This window comes from Burkholderia sp. Se-20373, assembly GCF_017104705.1.
GTDB lineage: Bacteria > Pseudomonadota > Gammaproteobacteria > Burkholderiales > Burkholderiaceae > Burkholderia.
The window spans coordinates 30,528-50,511 of record NZ_JAAGPH010000028.1; the positions used below are offsets into that span (position 1 = coordinate 30,528).

17 protein-coding genes are annotated in these 19,984 nt (G+C 67.5%); 13 read left to right on the forward strand and 4 right to left on the reverse strand.

The features are described from left to right. Nucleotides 1–15 precede the first annotated feature (15 nt). From G3N96_RS12420 to G3N96_RS12435, 4 genes are all read left to right on the forward strand, one after another. Nucleotides 16–1,164, forward strand: coding sequence for a glycosyltransferase family 1 protein (locus G3N96_RS12420; protein WP_206137411.1), 1,149 nt, complete (start codon nucleotides 16–18; stop codon nucleotides 1,162–1,164). Further along, nucleotides 1,165–3,135: a capsular biosynthesis protein gene (locus G3N96_RS12425; RefSeq protein WP_206137395.1), complete on the forward strand. Its 1,971-nt coding sequence runs from the start codon at nucleotides 1,165–1,167 to the stop codon at nucleotides 3,133–3,135. Between the two features lie 83 nt (nucleotides 3,136–3,218). After that, nucleotides 3,219–4,646: a mannose-1-phosphate guanylyltransferase/mannose-6-phosphate isomerase gene (locus G3N96_RS12430; protein ID WP_206137396.1), complete on the forward strand. Its 1,428-nt coding sequence runs from the start codon at nucleotides 3,219–3,221 to the stop codon at nucleotides 4,644–4,646. A 194-nt stretch (nucleotides 4,647–4,840) separates the two neighbouring features. Then, complete coding sequence (locus tag G3N96_RS12435) at nucleotides 4,841–5,653, forward strand: mechanosensitive ion channel family protein (protein WP_174953947.1); 813 nt, start codon at nucleotides 4,841–4,843, stop codon at nucleotides 5,651–5,653. A 79-nt stretch (nucleotides 5,654–5,732) separates the two neighbouring features. Here the strand turns inward: G3N96_RS12435 and G3N96_RS12440 are convergent, their stop codons facing one another. Continuing rightward, on the reverse strand, nucleotides 5,733–6,416 hold the full coding sequence (locus tag G3N96_RS12440) for a DedA family protein (protein WP_185634109.1): 684 nt from the start codon (nucleotides 6,414–6,416) through the stop codon (nucleotides 5,733–5,735). Between the two features lie 173 nt (nucleotides 6,417–6,589). Between G3N96_RS12440 and mutL the strand changes: the two genes are divergently transcribed. Together mutL and miaA are read left to right on the forward strand one after the other, a co-directional pair. Continuing rightward, complete coding sequence (gene mutL / locus G3N96_RS12445) at nucleotides 6,590–8,575, forward strand: DNA mismatch repair endonuclease MutL (RefSeq protein ID WP_206137397.1); 1,986 nt, start codon at nucleotides 6,590–6,592, stop codon at nucleotides 8,573–8,575. After that, nucleotides 8,572–9,552 carry a tRNA (adenosine(37)-N6)-dimethylallyltransferase MiaA gene (gene miaA, locus G3N96_RS12450; protein ID WP_206137398.1) on the forward strand — a complete coding sequence of 327 codons (981 nt, stop codon included), beginning with the start codon at nucleotides 8,572–8,574 and terminating at the stop codon, nucleotides 9,550–9,552. The genes mutL and miaA overlap by 4 nt, the downstream gene beginning before the upstream one ends. A 5-nt stretch (nucleotides 9,553–9,557) precedes the next feature. Here miaA and tetR read toward each other — a convergent pair whose 3' ends face one another. Further along, the gene (gene tetR, locus G3N96_RS12455) at nucleotides 9,558–10,190 is read right to left on the reverse strand and encodes a tetracycline resistance transcriptional repressor TetR (RefSeq protein WP_206137399.1); all 633 of its coding nucleotides are present in this window, start codon (nucleotides 10,188–10,190) and stop codon (nucleotides 9,558–9,560) included. A gap of 63 nt (nucleotides 10,191–10,253) precedes the next feature. Between tetR and tet the strand changes: the two genes are divergently transcribed. After that, on the forward strand, nucleotides 10,254–11,453 hold the full coding sequence (gene tet, locus G3N96_RS12460) for a Tet(A)/Tet(B)/Tet(C) family tetracycline efflux MFS transporter (protein ID WP_206137400.1): 1,200 nt from the start codon (nucleotides 10,254–10,256) through the stop codon (nucleotides 11,451–11,453). A gap of 62 nt (nucleotides 11,454–11,515) precedes the next feature. On the opposite strand, the gene purM is transcribed toward tet, so the two are convergent. After that, the gene (gene purM, locus G3N96_RS12465; RefSeq protein WP_206137401.1) at nucleotides 11,516–12,571 is read right to left on the reverse strand and encodes a phosphoribosylformylglycinamidine cyclo-ligase; all 1,056 of its coding nucleotides are present in this window, start codon (nucleotides 12,569–12,571) and stop codon (nucleotides 11,516–11,518) included. 250 nt (nucleotides 12,572–12,821) lie between these two features. Between purM and hda the strand changes: the two genes are divergently transcribed. From hda to panB, 6 genes are read left to right on the forward strand one after another with little or no spacing between them, the layout of a single operon-like run. Beyond that, the gene (hda, locus tag G3N96_RS12470) at nucleotides 12,822–13,556 is read left to right on the forward strand and encodes a DnaA regulatory inactivator Hda (RefSeq protein ID WP_006484992.1); all 735 of its coding nucleotides are present in this window, start codon (nucleotides 12,822–12,824) and stop codon (nucleotides 13,554–13,556) included. Nucleotides 13,557–13,567: 11 nt separating this feature from the next. Next, the gene (locus G3N96_RS12475) at nucleotides 13,568–14,245 is read left to right on the forward strand and encodes an HAD family hydrolase (protein ID WP_089424564.1); all 678 of its coding nucleotides are present in this window, start codon (nucleotides 13,568–13,570) and stop codon (nucleotides 14,243–14,245) included. 5 nt (nucleotides 14,246–14,250) lie between these two features. Next, on the forward strand, nucleotides 14,251–15,789 hold the full coding sequence (gene pcnB, locus G3N96_RS12480; protein ID WP_206137402.1) for a polynucleotide adenylyltransferase PcnB: 1,539 nt from the start codon (nucleotides 14,251–14,253) through the stop codon (nucleotides 15,787–15,789). A gap of 35 nt (nucleotides 15,790–15,824) precedes the next feature. Beyond that, complete coding sequence (gene folK / locus G3N96_RS12485) at nucleotides 15,825–16,367, forward strand: 2-amino-4-hydroxy-6-hydroxymethyldihydropteridine diphosphokinase (protein WP_206137403.1); 543 nt, start codon at nucleotides 15,825–15,827, stop codon at nucleotides 16,365–16,367. Next, nucleotides 16,364–17,050 carry a deoxynucleoside kinase gene (locus tag G3N96_RS12490; RefSeq protein ID WP_089460444.1) on the forward strand — a complete coding sequence of 229 codons (687 nt, stop codon included), beginning with the start codon at nucleotides 16,364–16,366 and terminating at the stop codon, nucleotides 17,048–17,050. The genes folK and G3N96_RS12490 overlap by 4 nt, the downstream gene beginning before the upstream one ends. 45 nt (nucleotides 17,051–17,095) lie before the next feature. After that, nucleotides 17,096–17,911 (forward strand): 3-methyl-2-oxobutanoate hydroxymethyltransferase, encoded by an 816-nt coding sequence (panB, locus tag G3N96_RS12495; RefSeq protein ID WP_206137404.1) that lies wholly within the window; start codon nucleotides 17,096–17,098, stop codon nucleotides 17,909–17,911. A 119-nt stretch (nucleotides 17,912–18,030) separates the two neighbouring features. On the opposite strand, the gene G3N96_RS12500 is transcribed toward panB, so the two are convergent. Further along, nucleotides 18,031–19,974 carry a bifunctional anthranilate synthase component I family protein/class IV aminotransferase gene (locus G3N96_RS12500; RefSeq protein ID WP_206137405.1) on the reverse strand — a complete coding sequence of 648 codons (1,944 nt, stop codon included), beginning with the start codon at nucleotides 19,972–19,974 and terminating at the stop codon, nucleotides 18,031–18,033. Nucleotides 19,975–19,984 lie beyond the last annotated feature (10 nt).

Here is a 19,984-nt window from a genome sequence, read left to right on the forward strand (position 1 = left end):
ATTGCACTTCTTTCTGTGTCACCGATCTTTCTCGACGTTACCCGCCTTCTGACTCGCCTCCGTGCTGGACAGCATCCAACGGGAGTTGATCGCGTCGGCTTGGCTTACGTCGAGAATTATGGTGATCGTGCACGCGCGGTTCTCAGCGAACGTGGCTTCTCCGTTGTTTTATCGGTATCGGAGTCTCGGCGATTATTCGAGCAACTGCTCTCGGGATCCACGCGCCCTCCCGCACTCCCGGCTCTCGTGCTACGTGCATGCGTCAGCGGCACCGGCTTCGGCAAGATGTCCGGCATCCTGCTTCATACCAGTCACAACGGCATGGAGTATCCGCGCTATTACACGACCATGAAACGGCGCGGAATTGGCCCGGTATTCATGGTCCACGACCTGATTCCGCTTACGCATGCCGAATATTGCCGCCCTGGCGTCGAAGCGACGCATCGCGTCCGCATCCATACTGCGTTCAGGCATGCGAGCGGCCTGATCGCCAACTCGCAGGCCACACTAGATTCGATCATTGACGAGGCCCAACGATCAGGCTTGCCGTCGCCGCCCTGCACGGTAGCGCCCCTCGCGCCGGGCCCCATTCCGCGGCGAAGCGCAACGCGCCCGCTCGAGTCCCGCTACTTCGTGATGCTCGGCACGATCGAGCCGCGCAAGAATCATTGGCTGATCCTGCATGTATGGCGCCGGCTCGTCGAACGGTTCGGCAGCGCCGCACCCAAGCTCGTGATCATCGGGCGCCGCGGCTGGGAATGCGAGAACGTCGTGGACATGCTGGAGCGCAGCCGTCCGCTGCGTGATGCGGTCATCGAGGAATCGAACTGCCCGGACGAGCGACTGAGCGCATGGCTCGAGCACGCGCAGGCGCTGCTTTTTCCTTCTTTCGTCGAAGGCTACGGCATGCCTTTGATCGAAGCCTTCGACCAGCAGATTCCCGTGATCGCGAGCGACCTGCCCGTCTTTCACGAAATCGCCGGCGATCTACCCGACTATCTGGATCCGCTTGACGGCATCGGCTGGTTCGAACGCATCGTTGCCTATGCCGGGTCCGACACTACGGAGCGTACAGCGCAACTCGCCCGGCTCGGCCAGTTTCGCGCGCCGACCTGGGCCGATCATTTCGCCCGTGTCGACGCATTTCTGGCTTCGCTCAAGTAGATGACGTCCACGTTGCCCGCCTCCGTTCCCGCCGCCATGCCGACCGACGCGCGCTCGTCCGGCGCCGCCACGTCCGTGGCCCCGGGACACGTCGCCGCATCCGGCCGCGCCAGGCCGCTGCACCTCGGTCGCACCGGGCAGCACGGCCCGATCTGGGCAACATCGTGTCGCGGCCACGCCGCGCTGTCGTGGTTCGAGTTTCCGGCCGGCGGCAAGGACGCCCTGATCGCGGCCATCGATGCAGCGTTGCAAAGCCGCGCTGCCCCCGTACCTGCCGGCGATGCCGCACGCCTGATGGCGCGCGTCGTGGAAGTCGGGGCGACCGGCGGACGACACCGGCATGCACCCTGCCCTTCGGCACTGCTCGCGCCGCGCGTTCGCACCCGCGTGCTGCTGATCGACGAACGTGCCCGGGCGCCGCGTGTCGGCGGCGGTGTCGCGCATCGCCGCGACGCCGCGTTCGACGGGATGGTCGCCGCCGCGCGGACGGCCCATCCCGACGCGGAATTCTGGCTGGCGCGCTCGAGCGACGGCGGCACCGGTCGCTGGCTGTCGACAGCCACCCGCTCGCTGCCGCCCGGACTGCACACGGTGCCCGGCGACGGCGCATTGCCTGCCATGCTGCGTCACATCGACCACGTCTACGTGCTCGATGCATCGGAAGGCATGCTCGCGCTGCTCGCGAATCGACGCGTCCATGTATTCGGTAATCCATACTATGCGGGATGGGGCCTGACCAGCGACGCCGCAGCCCTGCCCGGACGCACCGCGCGCCCCGACATCGCCACGCTGTTCAGTTGCGTCTACCGGCAGCTCGCACGTTATCGCGATCCGGTCACGCATCAATCCGGCTCGCTCGATGCGTTGCTCGACCTGATCGAGCTTCAGCGCACGGTGCGAGGCCGCTATGCCGACCTGCAAGCGGTCGCCTGCGTCGGCATTCAATGGTGGAAGCGCGGATTCGTCACGCCGTTCGCTACGGCGGGCGGCGGCACGGTGCGCTGGCCCGGCACCGCGGCGGAAGTGGCGGCGCACGAACAGGCGCTGCTCTGGGGGGCACGCGACAGCACGGGGCTGCCGCCGGGTATCGATGCCGTGAGGATCGAGGATGGCTTCCTGCATTCGCACGGACTGGGCTCGGACATGATCGCTCCGCGTAGCCAGATCGTCGATCGCACCAGCCTCTACTTCGACGCCAGTCGCCCCAGCGACCTGACTGCGATCCTGAACGACACGGATTTCGACGACGCGGAACTCGCGCGTGCAGCCGCGTTGCGCCGCCAGATCGTGGCCGCCGGCTTGACGAAGTACAACCTGGGACGCCGCCCTCCGGCCTGGCAAGCACCGCACGGCGCGACCGTGGCACTGGTCATCGGCCAGGTCGCCGACGATGCGTCGATTCGCCTCGGCACCGGTGCAATCCAGACGGCGGCCGCCCTTCTCGAGACGGTACGGAAGAAGCGCCCGCACGCCTATATCGTCTACAAGCCGCATCCCGACGTCCTGTCGGGTAATCGGCGCGGGCTCGTCGACGCAGACGGCCTGGCCGATGTCGTTGATCGCGATGCCGATCTGCTGTCGCTCATCGAAATCGCGAGCGAGGTCCACACACTGTCGTCGCTCGCGGGCTTCGACGCGTTGCTGCGCGGCAAACCGGTCTCTACTTACGGCCTCCCGTTCTATGCGGGCTGGGGACTGACCGACGACGCCATCACCCCGCAGCCCTGGCGCCGGCGCACGTTGACGCTGGACATGCTGACGGCCGGCGCCCTGATCCGCTACCCGCTGTACTGGGACTGGCAGCTCCGGCTCTACACCACCCCGGAAGCCGTCGCGACACAACTGGCACCCGGCGCCCGGCGTGCATCGGGCCGCCTCCAGGGTGACCGGCTCCGGCCGCTCCAGAAAGCCGGCCGCTGGATCCGCAACGTGCTGCAGCACCTCCTGTGGCATGCGCGGGAGCGCACATGAGCTGATCCACGCCCCGCAACAGTGCGGCATGCATGTCGATTCGAATCCATCTTACGTTCGTCAAGAGTTAGGGAGTTACCACGATGCACATCTGTCCAGTCATCCTGTGCGGCGGCAGCGGCACCCGCCTTTGGCCCATGTCGCGCGGCGGCTATCCGAAGCAGTACCTCAAGCTGACCAGCGAGAACACGCTGGTCCAGCAAACCGCGCTGCGCCTGCGCAGTCTCCAGGGAGCATCGGCGCCCATCATCGTCACCAATAACGACCAGCGATTCCTCGTTGCCGAACAACTCCGTCAGGTCGACATCACGCCGTCGTCGATCGTGCTCGAGCCGGTCGGCCGCAACACCGCGCCCGCGATTGCGATCGCCGCGCTGCTTGCGCTGCACGATTCGCCCGATGCGTTGCTGCTGGTGCTGCCGTCGGACCACGTCATCCTCAACGAGCCGGCATTCATCGCAGCGGCCAATGAAGCGAGGCTGATCGCGGCCGACAAGCATCTCGTCACGTTTGGTGTCACGCCGACCGAAGCGCACACCGGTTTCGGCTACATCCGCCGCGGTACGGCCATTGCCGACGGCAAGCAGGTCTACAAGGTCGATGCATTCGTCGAAAAGCCCGACGCGCCGACTGCCGAGCGCTTCGTCGCCGACGGCAACTACTACTGGAACAGCGGCATGTTCATGCTGAAGGCCTCCACGTACATCGAGGAACTGCATCGTCACGCGCCCGAGATCGCCCGCCAGGCCGAGCTCGCGTTCGCATCGTCGCGGCGCGACAACGACTTCCTCCGCCTCGACGCGGACGCATTCGCGGCCATCCCCAACGTGTCGATCGACTATGCGGTGATGGAGAAGACCGAACGCGCCGCCGTCGTCACGGCTGCCGACCTCGGCTGGAACGACATCGGCTCGTGGAGCGCGCTCGCGGAAATCGCGGATGCCGACGAAAAGGGCAATGCGCTCATCGGCGACATCTTCACCGACGCCGTGCAGAACTCGTATATCCGTGCGGAACACCGTATGGTTGCCGCGATCGGCCTCGACAACATCGTCATCGTGGAAACGGCTGACGCCGTGCTGGTCGCGCATCGCGACAAAGCCCAGGACGTCAAGAAGATCGTCGAGTGGCTGAACGAGTCTGGCCGGCACGAGTCGGTCACGCACCGCCGCGTCGTACGCCCGTGGGGATCGTACGAAGGCATCGACCAGGGCGACCGCTTCCAGGTCAAGCGCATCATCGTGAACCCGGGCGCACAGCTGAGCCTGCAGATGCACCACCATCGCGCCGAACACTGGATCGTCGTGAAGGGCACGGCAATGGTCACGAACGGCGACAAGGAAATCATGCTGACCGAGAACCAGTCGACCTACATCCCGCTCGGCGCGACGCACCGGCTGACGAACCCCGGCAAGATTCCGCTCGAACTGATCGAAGTTCAATCGGGCGCGTATCTGGGCGAGGACGACATCGTTCGCTTCGAGGATACTTACGGCCGGGCGCCGAAGTAAGCGACGCCGTTCCGGATCGCCGCCGCCGGCCGCGATCCAGCACCCGCCACGGGCAGCACGCACACGCGTCCTGCCCGTTTTTCATTACGTCAAGCAATGTCAGGCAGGTTGCCCGCCCCTCCCAGGTCAGGTTATAAAAGCGCCACCCATCCGGTGCATGCGCCGCCCTTTCTACCCCTGACTTCGGAGAACGCATGATCGATCTCGCCACAGCCCAGCAATTCCTGATGACCCGCGGCCTCGACTTCGGCCTCAACCTCCTCGCCGCGATCGTATTGTGGTTCGTCGGCCGCTGGGCGATCCGCATCGGCACGCGCCTGCTCGGCAAGGTCGTGCGCCGCAGCGGCAAGGTCGACCCGACGCTCACCGACTACCTGACCTCCGTCGTCGGCGTGCTACTGACGATCCTGCTGATCCTCGCGATCCTGCAGATCTTCGGCGTGCAGACCACCTCGTTCGCCGCCCTGCTCGCCGGCCTCGGCCTCGCGATCGGCACCGCCTGGGGCGGCCTGCTCGCGCATTTCGCCGCAGGCGTGTTCATGCAGGTGCTGCGCCCGTTCAAGATCGGCGACGTGATCAACGCGGGCGGCGTCACGGGCACGGTCAAGGAGCTCGGCCTGTTCGGCACGACGATCGTCACGCCCGACAACATCGTGACGATTGTCGGCAACAACAAGATCTTCTCGGACAACATCGCGAACTACAGCGCAACGTCGTACCGTCGCGTCGACCTGACCGCGAAGATCGCGAACGGCGTCGATGCGGTCGACGCGATCAACCGCCTGAAGTCGTCGATCCAGCAGATCCCGAACGTGCTGACCACCCCGGCGCCGGACGTCGGCGTGCTGCAGTTCACGCCGGAAGGCCCGCTGCTGTTCGTGCGCCCGTCCACGGCGCCCGAGAACTACTGGCAGGTGTATTGCGACACCAACCGCGTGATCATCGAGACCTTCCGCGACGCGCAATACCCGACGCCCGAAACCCCGATCTCGCATCGCAACGCGTAACGGCGGCACCGGACGAAAAAAAAGCGTGGCAGCCGCCACGCTTTTTTACTGCACCGAGACGAGAACGAAACGCTCCCGCTCAGCGCCCGCCCGCCTTCGGCGCATTATCCGACTGCTTCCCGCGCACCAGCTTCCACACCGCGCCGAGCGCGACCGGCACGATCGCCGCACCGATCCCGACCAGCACGATCACGTTCAGGTACTGGCGGATGAACGGGATGTTGCCGAAGAAATAGCCGAGCAGCACGAGCAGCAGCACCCACACCAGCGCACCGATCACGTTGAAAAGCTGGAAACGCGCGGCGCTCATCGACGATGCCCCCGCCACGAACGGCGCGAACGTCCGCACGACCGGAATGAAGCGTGCGAGCACGATCGTCTTGCCGCCGTGCTTGTCGTAGAACGAGTGAGTCTTCTGCAGCGCGGCGCGATCGAGGAAGCGCTCGAGCACCGGGATATGCGTATTGAACACCTTCGGGCCGACCCAGCGGCCGATCATGTAGTTCACCGTGTTGCCGGTAATCGCGGCGACAAGCAGCAGCACGATCAGCAGGCCGACATTCATCTCGCCCGTCGCCGCGAACGCGCCGCCGATGAACAGCAGCGAATCGCCGGGCAGGAACGGGAACACGACGAGCCCCGTCTCGCAGAACACGATCAGGAACAACACGAGATAGACCCACGCGCCGTACTGCCGGATGAAATCGCCGAGGAAGGCGTCGATATGCAGGACAAGGTTGACGAAATGAAGCAGCGTATCCAAATGCGATTCCTCGAAGGCGATAGGGCCGGAACGGCCGAAAAAGGCTGAAGCGCCCACCGGTCAAGGCCGGGCGTGTTACGGACCCATGATACCGAAACTACCTTAAGGCTCCGTGAAAAAACGTAACCGCCGGTCGCTCCGGCACGCATTCGCCGCCTCGCTATAATTCGGCCATGTCCGATATCACCGAAACGGCCGCGGGCGCCGCGCCCGCCCCCGCCCCGCGCCCGCTGCGCGCGATCCAGCCCCTGCCCGACCAGCTGATCAGCCAGATCGCCGCCGGCGAGGTCGTCGAACGCCCGGCGTCGGTCGTCAAGGAGCTGCTCGAGAACGCGATGGACGCCGGCGCCAGCACGCTGCGCATCGTGCTTGAAGAAGGCGGCGTCAAGCGCATCTCGATCACCGACGACGGCTGCGGGATTCCGCCGGACGAGCTGGCGCTCGCGCTGATGCGCCATGCGACCAGCAAGATCCGCTCGCTCGAGGAGCTCGAGGCGGTGGCCACGCTGGGGTTCCGCGGCGAAGCGCTCGCGTCGATCGCGTCGGTCGCCGAGATGTCGATCACGAGCCGGACGGCCGATGCCGCGCACGCGATGAAGATCGACGCGCAGACGGGCGTGCTGTCGCCGGCCGCCGGCGCGATCGGCACGACGATCGAGGTCCGCGAGCTGTACTTCAACACGCCCGCGCGCCGCAAGTTCCTGAAGAGCGAGCAGACCGAGTTCGGCCACTGCCTGGAAATGATCCGCCGCGCGGCGCTCGCGCGCCCGGACGTCGCGATCTCGGTGCTGCACAACGGCAAGGCGGTCGAGCACTGGAATGCGACCGAGCCGGCGCAGCGCGTCGCGAAAATCCTCGGCGACAGCTTCGCGACCGCGCACCTGCCGCTCGACGAGCAGGCCGGCCCGCTTGCGGTCTACGGCTGCGCAGGCCTGCCGACCGCGAGCCGCGGTCGCGCCGACCAGCAATACTTCTTCGTCAACGGCCGCTTCGTGCGCGACAAGCTACTGACGCACGCCGTGCGCGCGGCCTACGAGGACGTGCTGCACGGCGACCGCTACCCGTCGTATGTGCTGTTTCTTGATCTTCCGCCCGAAGCCGTCGACGTGAACGTGCACCCGTCGAAGATCGAGGTGCGCTTCCGCGATTCGCGCTCGATCCACCAGTACGTGTTCCATGCGGTCCAGCGCGCGCTGGCGCGCCATGCGGGCGCGTCGCCGGAAACCACGGCGGGCGGCCATGCCGCACAACTCTCACCGACGCCACGCGGGCCTTCTTCGTTCCTGGATACGCCGCTAGGCCAGAGCCAGCAAGGCAACGCGATCGGCGGCAGCGGCTTTTCTCCGTCGTCGTCCTCGTCATCGGGCAACACGTGGATGCGTCAGGCGCGGATGACCCAGGGCACGCTGCCCGTCGCGCAGCCGCTCGCACTCTATGACGCGCTGTTCGGCCGCAAGGACACGGGTGCCGGCACGCCGGACGGCACGACGACCATCGCCCGCGATTCGGCCGACGCGCCGATCGTACCGCTGTCGGGCTTCACCGCGTCGCCGATCGCGGCGACCACGCACGACGAGCAGCCGCTCGGCTTCGCGCTGGGCCAGATCCACGGTATTTACGTGCTCGCGCAGAACGCACACGGCCTCGTGATCGTCGACATGCACGCGGCGCACGAGCGGATCCTGTACGAACAGTTCAAGAACGCGCTCGCCGACCGCTCGGTCGCCGTGCAGGCGCTGCTGCTGCCGATCTCGATGACGGCCACGCCGGTCGAGATCGGCACGGTCGAGGAAGAGCGCAACACGCTCGAATCGCTCGGCTTCGACCTGGCGGTGCTGTCGCCGACTACGCTCGCGATCCGCGCGGTCCCGGCGCTGCTGAAGGATGCCGACCTGCAGTCGCTCGCGCGCGCGGTGCTCGCCGACCTGCACGCGTTCGGCGGCTCACGCGTGCTCACCGAGCGTCAGCACGAACTGCTCGGCACGCTCGCGTGCCACCACGCGGTGCGCGCGAACCGGCGCCTGACGCTCGACGAGATGAACGCGCTGCTGCGGCAGATGGAAGCGACCGAACGCGCGGACCAGTGCAATCACGGCCGGCCGACGTGGTATCAGCTCACGCTGAACGATCTCGACCGCCTCTTCATGCGCGGGCAATGAGCGCAGCACCGCACACCAACCCGAGCCCGACGACGATCGCCTGCCTGCTCGGCCCCACCGCTTCGGGCAAGACGGCCGCGGCGCTGGCGCTCGCCGCGCGTCGCCCGATCGAGATCGTCAGCGTCGATTCGGCGCTCGTCTACCGCGACATGGATATCGGCACCGCGAAACCGTCGCGCGACGAGCGCGCGAGCGTGCCGCATCACCTGATCGACATCATCGATCCGGCCGACGCGTATTCGGCCGCGAGTTTCCGCGCGGACACGCTGCGCCTGATCGGCGAGATCGCCGCGCGCGGTCGCACGCCGCTGCTCGCGGGCGGCACGATGCTGTACTACAAGGCGCTGACGCAGGGGCTCAACGACCTGCCGGGCGCCGATCCGGACGTACGCGCGACACTCGATGCCGACGCCGAGCGCGATGGCTGGCCCGCGCTGCACGCGCGGCTCGCGCAAGTCGATCCCGACACGTCCGCACGGCTCGCACCGAACGATTCGCAACGGATTCAGCGTGCGCTCGAAGTGTTCATGCTGAGCGGGCAGCCGATGTCGGTGCTGCTCGCCGCACCGCGCCGCACCGACGATGCGGCCGCCGCTTACCGCTTCGTGCCGGTCGCGCTCGAGCCGTCGGATCGCGCGGTACTGCACGAACGGATCGCGCAGCGTTTCGACGCGATGCTCGACGCGGGCTTCATCGACGAAGTCGAGCGGCTGCGCCGTCGCGAGGATCTCCATCCCGACCTGCCGTCGATGCGCTGCGTCGGCTACCGGCAGGCATGGGAATTCCTCGACGGCGAAACCGACTACCGGACGATGCGCGACAAGGGCATCTTCGCGACACGCCAGCTCTGCAAGCGCCAGATCACCTGGCTGCGCGCGATGCCGGAGCGGATCGTCGTCGACTGCATCGCGCCGGACTCGACGGCCTGCGCACTCGACGCGCTCGAACGCGTGCTCGACGGCCGCACGCCGGACTGACCGCGTCAGCCGCGCTCGCGCGCTGCCAGGCGCGCGCGGGCGCCGTCCACGATCAACGCAACACCGCGCTCGAACGCCTCGTCGCCGCTGCGCGCGCGCAGCGCGGCCCAGCCCTTCGCGAGCAGCGGATACTCGGCCGCGTCCGGCAGCGGCGCATCGGCGTCGCCGTCCGGTTCCGCCTGCTCTTCCAGCACCCATCCGACCACGAAGCGGCCCAGCGCATACATCATGTCGACCGCCTCGTCCGGCGCGAAACCCGCGTCGCCGAGCAGCGCGACCTTGCGTTCGATCGAGCCGAAATGCAGCGCGCGCGGCCGCGTCCCGGCATGCAGGCGCGCGCCGTCGCGATAAGCCAGCAGCGCACGACGGAAACTGCGCGCGTTGTCCAAAAGCCACGCATCCCACGCTTCGTCCGGGCGCGGCAGCGACGCATCGTGGCGCTCGAGCATGATCGCCTCGGCCATTGCATCGAGCAGTTCGCCCTTGTTCTTGAAATGCCAGTAAAGCGTCGGCGACTGCACGCCGAGCCGCTCGGCGAGCTTTCGCGTCGACAGCCCGTCGATGCCGACTTCGTCGAGCAGCTCGAGCGCCGCGCGCAATACCGTGTCGCGCGTCAGCCGCGCCGCTGTGTCCTTCATCTCTATCACCGATAGGGAAAGCTGTGGAATAATTGCCACTCTATCATCGATAGAGTCACACTCTTGAAACCGTCCCTGATTGCCATCCTGGCCACGGTCCTGCTCGACGCGATCGGCGTCGGGATCGTGATGCCGATCCTGCCCGGGCTGCTGCGCTCGTTCGCCGACGCAGGCAGCACCGACACCCATTACGGGATCCTGCTTGCGCTGTATGCGTTCGCGCAGTTCCTGTGCGCCCCGCTGCTCGGCGCGCTGAGCGACCGCTTCGGCCGCCGGCCGGTCCTGCTCGCGTCGCTCGCGGGCGCCGCGCTCGACTACCTGCTGATGGCGCTCGCGCCGACGCTCGCCTGGCTTTACGTCGGGCGGCTGATCGCAGGCATCACCGGCGCGAACGTCGCGGTCGCGACTGCCTACGTCACCGACCTCACCGCCGAACCCGATCGAGCACGACGCTTCGGCCAGCTCGGCGCGATGATGGGCATCGGCTTCATCGCGGGCCCGCTGATTGGCGGCCTGCTCGGCGCGCTGCACCTGCGTGCCCCGTTCGTCGCGGCCGCCGTGCTCAACGCGCTCAATCTCGTGCTGGTCTGGCGTGCGCTGCCGGAATCGCGGCCGCGTTCGGCCCGCGAAGGCCATGCGGTTGGCGCGCTCAATCCGTTCGCGAGCCTGCGCCGGCTGACCGGCGCGCCCGCGCTCGCACCGCTGATCGGCATTTACGTAATCGTGGCGCTGGTGTCGCAGGCGCCGGCGACACTGTGGATCCTGTACGGCCAGGAGCATTTCGGCTGGTCGACGCCGATCGCGGGGCTGTCGCTGGCGGGCTACGGCGCGTGTCACGCGCTCGCGCAGGCATTCGCGATCGGGCCGCTGATCGCGCGGCTCGGCGAGCGCCGCGCGCTGGCACTGGGCCTCGCGGGCGACGCGCTCGGGCTCGCGGCGGTTGCGTTCGCGACCGCCGCGTGGGTGCCGTTCGCGCTGCTGCCGCTGTTCGCGGCGGGCGGCATGACGCTGCCGGCCCTGCAGGCGATGCTCGCGCGGCAGGTCGACGATGCGCGCCAGGGTGAACTGCAAGGCGCGCTCGCGAGTGTGGCGAGCCTGATCGGCGTCGCGGGGCCGCTGGTCGTCACCGCGACCTATGCGGCGACACGCGCGACGTGGCCGGGGCTCGTCTGGGCCGCGGCCGCACTGCTTTATCTGCTCGTCCCGCCGTTGCTGGCCGGTGCACGCGCCGCGAACTCAGGCGCACCGCGCCCGTCGGCATGAAAAAAAGCCGCCCGGATCGACTCCGGGCGGCTTTCCTTGCTGCATCTGCTGCAGGCAGTGCGTCAGACCACGACCGTCTGCGCCTCGCCTTCGCGGGTCGCACGCACGGTGCCGATCTTCCACACCTGTTCGCCGGCGGCGGTCAGGTCGGCGATCGCTGCGTCGGCATCGGCCGCCGACACGATCACGGCCATGCCGATGCCGCAGTTGAACACGCGGTGCATTTCGGCATCGGCGACACCGCCGTGCTCCTGCAGCCACTTGAACAGCGGCGGCAGCGGCCACGCGTTCTGGTCCAGCTCGGCGGTGAGGCCCTCGCGCAGCACGCGCGGAATGTTCTCGACGAGCCCGCCGCCCGTGATGTGCGCCATGCCCTTCACCGACAGCTTCTGCATCAGCGCGAGCAGCGGCTTCACGTAGATGCGGGTCGGCGCCATCAGCGCGTCGGCCAGCGAGCGGCCGTGGAAATCGGCCGCCAGGTCGGGGTTCGCGCGCTCGATGATCTTGCGCACGAGCGAGAAGCCGTTCGAGTGGATGCCGCTCGATGCGAGGCCCAGCACCACGTCGCCTTCGGCGATCATGCTGCCGTCGATGATCTTGCTCTTCTCGACCGCGCCGACCGCGAAGCCGGCCAGGTCGTATTCGCCGTCCGGGTACATGCCCGGCATTTCGGCGGTTTCACCGCCGATCAGCGCGCAGCCCGACAGTTCGCAACCCTGCGCGATGCCCTTGACGACCGTTGCAGCGGTGTCGACGTCGAGCTTGCCGCACGCGAAGTAGTCGAGGAAGAACAGCGGCTCGGCGCCCTGCACGAGGATGTCGTTCACGCTCATCGCGACGAGATCCTGGCCGACGGTGTCGTGTTTGTTCAGATGAAACGCCAGCTTGAGCTTGGTGCCCACGCCGTCGGTGCCCGATACGAGCACGGGCTCCTTGTACTTTTTCGGCACTTCGAACAGCGCGCCGAACCCGCCGATGCCGCCGAGCACGCCGTCGCGCAGGGTTTTCTTCGCAAAAGGCTTGATCTTGTCGATGAGTGCGTCGCCCGCGTCGATGTCGACACCTGCGTCGCGATAGGACAGACCCTGAGCGTCGGGAGCGGATTTCGGAGGATTCATGGGGGAATGCGAGAAGGTCGGTAAAATGCGATTTTACCCGAAGCCGGCCCGTTGGCCGGAATTCCCAGCACCGAATCGTCAGGGATTGCATCTTGGTCAACACGTCCCCGTTTTCATCGCCGAGCGAACCGCGCCCAAACCGGCGTGGCGCCGTGCGTGCGGCCGCGCGTGAAGCCCGTGAAGACGCAAGCCCCGGCGCGTGCCCGGCGTACGGCGCGCGTATTTTCAACCGACCCGCATTGTGACTGTTGTGTCCCGTCAACTGACGCTCGATCTCGGCACGCCGCCGCCCGCCACGTTCGACAACTTCATCATGAACGAGGAGAACGACGAGCTCATCTCGCGCCTGCAGAAGCTCGACCTCGCGCTCGCGGCGGGCCCCGTGCCGGATCGGTCGTTCTACATCTGGGGCGAGCCCGGCTGCGGCCGCACCCATCTGCTGCAGGCGCTCGTGAGCGACGCGTCGTACGGCTATGCGCGCTACCTGACGCCGCAGAGCCCGCTCGGCGCGTTCACGTTCGACCCGCGCATCGGCATCTACGCGATCGACGACTGCGACCGGATGAGCGACACGCAGCAGGTCGCGCTGTTCAACCTGTTCAACGAAGTGCGCGCGCACCCGTCGAGCGCGTTCGTCGCGGCAGGCCCCGCTGCGCCGCTCGCGCTCGACGTGCGCGAGGATCTCCGCACGCGCCTCGGCTGGGGGCTCGTGTTCCACCTGTCGCCACCGTCCGACGCCGGCAAGATCGCCGTGCTCAAGCTCGCGGCGAAGGAGCGCGGAATCGCGCTCACCGACGACATCGCCGCCTACCTGCTGACCCATTTCCGCCGCGACATGCCGAGCCTGATGGCGCTGCTCGACGCGCTCGACCGCTTTTCGCTCGAGCAGAAACGCGCCGTCACGCTGCCGTTGCTGCGCCGCATGCTGGCGCGTCCCGGCGACGACATCACCCCACCGGGCACGGGCCCGAACCGCTTCGAGTAAAATGCGCTTCCATGACTAATCTGGCACTCTTTGACCTCGATCACACGCTGATCCCGACCGATAGCGACCACGAATGGGGCCGCTTCATGGTGAAGCTCGGCATCGTCGACGCGGAAAGCTTCTCGCGTCAGAACGATCAGTTCTTCGCCGACTACAAGGCCGGCAAGCTCGACATCCATGCGTACCTCACGGCGATGATCACGCCGCTCGCGAAGTATTCGCGCGCGCAGCTGGCCGAATGGCACGATCAGTACATGCACGAGGTGATCCGGCCCGCCATGACGCCCGCCGCGCTCGAGCTCGTGCGCAAGCACCTCGATGCGGGCGACCTGTGCTGCGTCGTGACGGCGACCAACGAATTCATCACGCGCCCGATCGCGTCCGCGTTCGGTGTCGACACGCTGATCGCCTGCGAGGTCGAAACGACCGACGGGCATCCCGATTCGCCGTACACGGGCCGGCCGACCGGCACGCCGAGCTATCGCGAAGGCAAGATCGTGCGGACCGAAGCGTGGCTCGCGTCGCTCGGCAAGCAATGGAGCGACTTCCCGCACACTTATTTCTACAGCGACTCGCACAACGACATCCCGTTGCTCGAGAAAGTCACCGACCCGATCGCGACCAACCCTGACGACACGCTGCGTGCGCATGCAAGCAACCGCGGCTGGCGCATCCTCGATCTCTTCTGAACGTCGTGATCAAAAAATTCATCCGCAAGCTGCTCGGCCAGGACGAAACCGAGCAAACGTCTCCCGCAACGGCCCCGGCCGACGAAGCGGCCCCTGCTACCCCGCGCGCCCCGAAGGGCGCCCGCGGCGGCGGCGCGAAAAAACCGCGCAGCAACCATGAACCGACCGTGGTGCCGGCCAGCGTGCATGGCATCAATCCGGCGCTGATCTCGAAGAATGCCGTGCGCGTGACCGACACGCTGCAGCAGGCAGGCTTCCGTGCCTTCATCGTCGGTGGTGCGGTGCGCGACCTGCTGCTCGGCATCGCGCCGAAGGACTTCGACGTCGCGACCGACGCAACGCCGACCGAGGTGCAGCGCCTGTTCCGCCGCGCACGCCTGATCGGCCGCCGCTTCCAGATCGTCCACGTGCAGTTCGGCCAGGAGCTGATCGAGGTGTCGACGTTCCGCGCGCTGGTCGACGCGCCGCCCGAGGCGGCCGCTGCCGAGCCGCCGAAGCGCCTGAAGCGCGACGAACTCGATCGCCGCACCCACGCGGTGGACGCGAGCGGCCGCGTGCTGCGCGACAACGTGTGGGGCGAGCAGCACGAAGACGCCGCGCGCCGCGACTTCACGATCAACGCGATGTACTACGACCCGTCGACGCAGACGGTGCTCGACTACCACGACGGGATGGCCGACGTGCGCGCTCGCCTGTTGCGGATGATCGGCGATCCGGCCACACGCTTCCGCGAGGATCCGGTGCGGATGCTGCGCGTCGTGCGCTTCGCGGCCAAGCTCGGTTTCGAGATCGAGCCGCACACGCGCGAGCCGATCAACGCGCTCGCCGACCTGATCAACAACGTGCCGGCCGCGCGCCTGTTCGACGAAATGCTGAAGCTGCTGCTGTCGGGCCACGCACTCGCGTGCCTGACGCGGCTGCGCAAGGAGGGCCTGCACCACGGACTGCTGCCGCTGCTCGACGTGGTGCTCGAACAGCCGCAGGGCGAGAAGTTCATCACGCTCGCGCTGAACAACACCGATGCACGCGTGCGCGCCGGCAAGCCGGTCTCACCGGGCTTCCTGTTCGCGACGCTGCTGTGGCACGACATGCGCCAGCGCTTCGAGCAATACACGGCCGAAGGCGAAATCCCGGTGCCGGCGCTCCATCGTGCGATGGACGACGTGCTCGACATGCAGACCGAGAAACTCGCGATCCACAAGCGCTACTCGGCCGACATGCGCGAGATCTGGGGCCTGCAGCTGCGCCTCGAGAAACGCTCGGGCCGCAGCGCGATGCGGCTGCTGGAACACCAAAGGTTTAGAGCGGGGTATGATTTCCTCCTGTTACGCTGCGAATCCGGCGAGCTCGATACGGAAGTCGGACAGTGGTGGACGGATTTCATCGAAGGCGACGCGGCCGCTCGCGAGGCATTGCTCACGCAGGGCGGCACGAAGGAAAAATCGCCCCGCAAGCGGCGCCGCCGCGGCGGCGTGCGAAACCGCAAGCCGGGTGAAGGTGCCGCCGAGCCGGCACCGGACGCCTCGGGCGGTTCCGACGACTGACGCGCTCGCCGGCGAACGACGTAGGAAGTGATGCCATGACGGTTGCATATATCGGACTGGGGGCGAATCTCGGCGATGCGCGCCAGACCCTGAAGGACGCGGTGGTGTGCCTTGCGCAGCAGCGCACCATCTCGATCCTCGGCAAATCGAGCCTGTATCGCACGGCGCCCTTCGAAGCGGGCGGCGACGACTACTACAACTGCGTCGTCAAGCTCGACACGACGCTGTCGGCCCGCGAGCTGCTCGCGCTGTGCCAGAAGATCGAACATCACTTCGGCCGCGAGCGCCCGTATCGCAATGCGCCGCGCACGCTCGATCTCGACATCCTGCTGTTCGGCGACGATTCGATCGACGAGCCCGACCTGATCGTCCCGCATCCGCGCCTCACCGACCGTGCGTTCGCGCTCGTGCCGCTCGTCGAGATCGAGCCGGCACTCGACATCCCCGCGCGCGGCCGGGCCGACGCGTTCCTCGCCGCCGTCGCGAACCAGCGCGTCGAGAAGGTGCAGACCTGCCAGTGCCTGATGCAGAAGGCGCTCGCTGCCAGCGAAGACGCCGACAAGAACCGCTGCCGATGACCCCGACTCCCCTCACCGTCACCGCGCCCGACCTGCGCGCTCCGCACCGCTATCTCGTGATCGAAGGCCCGATCGGCGTCGGCAAGACGACGCTCGCGCGCCTGCTCGGCGAACGCTGGTCGATGCAGACGCTGCTCGAGCGCCCCCAGGACAACCCGTTCCTCGAACGCTTCTATCGCGATACCGCGCGCTACGCGCTGCCCGTGCAGCTGTCGTTCGCGCTGCAGCGCGCGCAGCAGGCACGCGAGCTGATCGGTGCGCTCGACACGGGCCGCCCGGTCATCGCCGATTTCATGCCGCAGAAGAACGACATCTTCGCGCGGCTGAACCTGCCGGAAGACGAGTGGCAGCTCTACCGCTCGGTCGCGACGCACGTGGACGTGCCGCAGGCGCCGTCGCCCGACCTCGTCGTCTACCTGCAGGCAAGCCCCGAAGTGCTGTTCTCGCGCATCCAGAAGCGCGGGCTGCCGATGGAGCTGCAGATCAGCGATGCGTACCTGCGCTCGCTCGTCGACGCGTACAACGAATTCTTCTACCACTACGACCGCACGCCGGTGCTGACGGTCGCCGCGGAACACCTGAATCCGCTGGATTCCCCCGACGATCTCGCCCTGCTGGTCGAGCGCATCGAGACGATGCGCGGCCGCAAGGAATTCTTCGTCAAGGGCGAGACGACGCGCTGACGCGTCCTCGCCTGTCGTTCCACACCCATTCGAACCGGATTTCCCATGACCTATCTCCAGGAATCGAGCCGGCCTGCCGTCACGGTGCCCAAGCTGCAGGCAATGCGCGACGCCGGCGAGAAGATCGCGATGCTCACCTGCTACGACGCGAGCTTTGCCGCATTGCTCGACCGTTCGGGCGTCGACGTGCTGCTGATCGGCGATTCGCTCGGCAACGTGCTGCAGGGCCACACGACCACGCTGCCCGTGTCGCTCGACGACATCGCGTATCACACGGCCTGCGTCGCCCGTGCGCAGCCGCGCGCGCTGATCATGGCCGACCTGCCGTTCGGCACGTACGGGACGCCGGCCGAGGCATTCGCAAGCAGCGTCAAGCTGATGCGCGCCGGTGCGCAGATGGTCAAGCTGGAAGGCGGCGAATGGCTCGCCGAGACGATCCGCTTCCTCGTCGAGCGCGCGGTGCCCGTGTGTGCGCACGTGGGCCTCACGCCGCAGTCGGTGCACGCGTTCGGCGGCTTCAAGGTGCAAGGCAAGACCGAAGCCAGCGCCGCGCAACTGCTGCGCGACGCGCGCGCGGTCGAGGCGGCCGGTGCGCAGGTCGTCCTGCTCGAAGCCGTGCCGACGCTGATCGGATCCGAAGTCACGCAGATGCTGCGCGTGCCGACGATCGGCATCGGCGCCGGCGCCGACTGTTCGGGCCAGGTGCTCGTGCTGCACGACATGCTCGGCGTGTTCCCCGGCAAGCGGCCGCGCTTCGTCAAGGATTTCATGCAGGGCGAGCCGAACATCCAGGCGGCCGTCGAAGCGTACGTGCGCGCGGTGAAGGACGGTTCGTTCCCCGGCCCCGAGCATTCGTTCTGACGTCCGGCGCGGTGCCGGCGATGCATTCGCCGGCCCTCGATGAAAAAAGCGCGGCGCCCTTTGCAGGGCGCCGCGCTTTTTCTTTCTTATGCTACCGGCAGCGGTCGACTATCTGCCGGTTACTTCAGGACCGCGTCGAGTGCACCACGCAGCGCGTTGGTCAGGAGCAGCGCCTCAGCACGCGCGAGATCGCCGCGAGTCACGACCCGCTCGGTCGCGCCGAACGTACGATCGTCGAGCAGCACGCCGCGCATCACGCCCGGCAGCACGCCGGACTCGAGCGGCGGCGTCACCCACCGGCCGTCGAGCTTCACGAACAGGTTCGAGCGGCCGCCTTCCGTCACCTCGCCGCGCTCGTTGACGAACAGCATGTCGAAACCGCCGAGCGCCTCCGCCGCCTGCCACGCGCGATCGTATTCGGCGCGGCGCGTGGTCTTGTGCAGCAGCAGCGCATCGCCCGCACGGGTCGGTGCGAAGCCGTGCGCGGACGCCAGCAGCACGCCGACCGGCCCCGCCGGCAACGGCTTGAGCGGCGCCGCGATGATCTCGATCGTGCCGTCCTTCGCGAGCGCGAGCTTCATCCGGTAAGCGCCGTCGCCGTCGAGCGCCGCGCAGCGTGCATCGATCTCGCGACGTAACGCATCGGCGTCGAAGCGGAAGCCGAACGCATCCGCGCTACGCTGCAGCCGCGCGAGATGGCGATCGAGATGCCGGATGCCGTCCGCACGCGTGGCGGCCGTCGTTTCGAACAGCTGGAAGCCGGGATCGGCATCCGTCAGGAATCGCGCTTTCAATTCGCACTCCGCATATTCGTCAGCCGCGACGCTGTCGAGCACGATGCCCGCGCCGACGCCCATCGTGCCGCGGCGCCGGCCGGCGATTACCGTTGCCGGATGGCGTGCTTCGGCATCGGCCACACCTGCGCTGTCGTCACCTTCGCTGTCGTCACCATCACTGGCAGCATCGAGCGTCAGCGTACGGATCGCGACCGACAGGCAGAAATCACCGCAACCGGCCAGGCGATCGCCCGGCGCGTCGGAATCGGCGCCTTGCTTCGCAGCGTCAAGCCAGCCGATCGCGCCCGTATAGAGCCCGCGCGGCGTCGACTCGATCGCGTCGATCAGTTCCATCGTCTTGTGTTTCGGCGCGCCCGTGATCGATCCGCACGGAAACAGCGCACGCAGCATCTGCGCGAACGTCGTCCCGGCGCGCCAGCCGGCCTCGACCGTCGACGTCATCTGCCACACCGACGCATACGGCTCGACGGAGAACAGCGCCGGCACGCGAACCGTGCCGGTGCGCGCGATCCGCGACACGTCGTTGCGCAGCAGGTCGACGATCATCACGTTTTCCGCGCGGTTCTTCGGATCGTTCGCGAGGAACGTGGCCGCCGCCGCATCGTCGCGAGGGTCGGCCGACCGAGGCGCCGTGCCCTTCATCGGCCGTGCGCGCAGCACGTCGCCGTGCTTCTCGACGAACAGCTCGGGCGAACACGACACGACCCACGGTCCGTCGGGCAACGCGATCAGCGCCCCGTAGCGCACCGGCTGGCGCGCACGCAGCCGCCGGTACAGCGCGAGCGGCGTGCCGAACACGTCGAAGTTCAGCCGGTACGTGTAGTTGACCTGATACGAATCGCCCGCACGCAGCGCGTCGTGCACCGCGGCGATCGCCGCGTCGAACGCGTCGCGCGACACGCTCTTTTCGACGTGCGCGACGCCCGCGATCGACGGCGCGCCGCCGCCGTCCTGCTGCGCGAGCCACGCGTCGACTTCGTCGCGCGACAGGCGCTCGCAGCGCGCAAACAGCAAAAAGCGCAGCGGGGCGTGGCCCGGCTGCGCTCGTTGCAGGTTGCGTCCGAATTCGAAATCGCCGACGACGACCGCATGCAGCCCGTCGCGCAGATCCTGCGCCACCGCCGCGTCGACCTCGTCGAGCCGAGCCGGATCCGTGCACACGCGTTCGCGCACGAACCCCGAATACAAACGACTCGACCGCGCGAGCGCGGTCGAGTCGCAATCGTCCAAGAGCGCGAACGACGCGCTCTCGTTGCCTTCAGTCATGCTGTTACTC